This is a genomic window from Methylobrevis pamukkalensis, assembly GCF_001720135.1.
Taxonomy (GTDB): Bacteria; Pseudomonadota; Alphaproteobacteria; order Rhizobiales; family Pleomorphomonadaceae; genus Methylobrevis; species Methylobrevis pamukkalensis.
The window spans coordinates 1-1,707 of the sequence record NZ_MCRJ01000241.1; the positions used below are offsets into that span (position 1 = coordinate 1).

The window sequence follows — 1,707 nt, forward strand, 5'->3', positions numbered from 1 at the left end:
GGAGATCGTCGAGGGCGGCGCGATCCGCGTCCGGGACGGACAGATCGCCGAGATCGGCCTTGCCGCCGATCTCCACGCCCGCCATCCCGACCTTCCCGTCGAGGGCGGCGACAGCCTCGTCGCCGTGCCGGGCCTCGTCACGCGCACCATCATTTCGGCCTGACGCCGCTGATGATGGGCGTGCCCTTCGCGCCGCTGGAACTGTGGCTGCCGCAGTTTCGCGGCATGCGCCAGGTCGCCCCCGGCTCGACACGCTCTATTCGGCGATCGAGATGCTGGAGAGCGGCACCACCACCGTGCAGCATATCCAGGGCGGCCTGTCCGGACCGGAGGAAAACTGGGACCGCACGGTCGACGACGTGGTCGAGGCCTACCGCGAGATCGGCATGCGGGTGTCGTGGTCCTTCATGATCCGCGACCGCAACCAGCTGACCTACGAGGCCGACGACCGGTTTCTGGCGCGCTGCCGGAGGATGTCGCCGGCCATTTCGGCGCGCAGCTGAAGGCCGCCCTTGCGCCGGTCGAGCGGCACATGGCCTTCTTCGAGGCGGCGCTTTCCCGCTGGCAGGACAGGGACGCCGACCGGGTGTCGGTGCAGCTCGCCCCGGCCAATCTCCACTGGTGCTCCGACCACGCCCTCACCACCATCTTCGACACGGCGAAGCGCACCGGCGCCAAGGTGCACATGCATCTGGTCGAGACCGAGCGGCAGGCGGCCTTCGCGAGGAAGCACACCGGCCGCACGGCGATCGGCCATCTCCACCATCTCGGCTGCCTCGGGCCCGACGTCACCCTCGGCCACGGCATCTGGACGACGCCGGACGATCTCGACCTCCTCGCCGAGCACCGCTGCCAGGTCTGCCACAACGCCAGCTCCGGCCTGCGGCTGGCGAGCGGCATCGCGCCGGTGACGGAGATGCAGGCGCGCGGCATTCCGGTGGCGCTCGGCATCGACCAGTCCAACATCGACGACGACCGCGACATGTGGACCGAGATGCGCCTCGTCTGGTCGCTGCACCGGCAGGCGGGGATGTTCAATCCGCGGCCGTCACCGGCGCAGGTGCTGCAGATGGCGACCGAGCATGGCGCGGCCTCCACCGGCTTCTCGGGACGGATCGGCCGGCTCGATCCGGGGCTCGCCGCCGACGTGGTGCTGATGGACTGGACCGAGATCGCCCGGCCCTTCGTCGAGCCGCGCACGCCGCTGGTCGATGCGCTGCTGCTGCGCAGCCGCAAGGGCGCGGTGAGGACCGTGTTCGTGTCCGGCGAGAAGCTGGTGGACGGCGGCCGGGTCACGCGGATCGACCGCGACGCGGTGATGGCCGAGATCGCCGACCGCCTGTCGCAGCCGGCGACGCCTGCCGAACAGCGGGCGCAGGAGATGGTCGACAGGCTGATGCCGCATCTGGAAGCCTGGTTCCGCGCCCATCCCGACCAGGGCGCCTTCGCGCCCTACCGCTACAACCTGATGGCCGAGGCGGCGCGGGGCGGCGAGGGGTGAGGCCGCAGGCGGGGGAACCGGCCGACATGCTCCCGGAGGAGGGAATGCCAGCGGGGATTGCGTGGAGGTCTTTGCCCATCCGCTCGAACGGTGCCCGCCTCACGTACAGCCTCTCACCGTCCTTCCGGGCTGACCCGGCACCACTGCCTCTCCGCGCGGCACTGCCATTGATCTGGATGGAATTTCCATCGCCAGACCTGGGATGC

3 protein-coding genes are annotated in these 1,707 nt (G+C 70.4%); all 3 read left to right on the plus strand.

The window, feature by feature from the left end; translation table 11 throughout:
- The first annotated feature begins 22 nt into the window (after nt 1–22).
- Genes A6302_RS26355 through A6302_RS20190 form a run of 3 tightly spaced genes read left to right on the plus strand, consistent with a single transcriptional unit; the run spans nt 23 to nt 1,501 of the window.
- The gene (locus A6302_RS26355; protein WP_425349184.1) at nt 23–163 is read left to right on the plus strand and encodes a hypothetical protein; all 141 of its coding nucleotides are present in this window, start codon (nt 23–25) and stop codon (nt 161–163) included.
- A gap of 40 nt (nt 164–203) precedes the next feature.
- Nucleotides 204–503, plus strand: coding sequence for a hypothetical protein (locus tag A6302_RS20185; RefSeq protein ID WP_069308507.1), 300 nt, complete (start codon nt 204–206; stop codon nt 501–503).
- A 29-nt stretch (nt 504–532) separates the two neighbouring features.
- Complete coding sequence (locus A6302_RS20190; RefSeq protein WP_069308508.1) at nt 533–1,501, plus strand: amidohydrolase family protein; 969 nt, start codon at nt 533–535, stop codon at nt 1,499–1,501.
- Nucleotides 1,502–1,707: the final 206 nt, after the last annotated feature.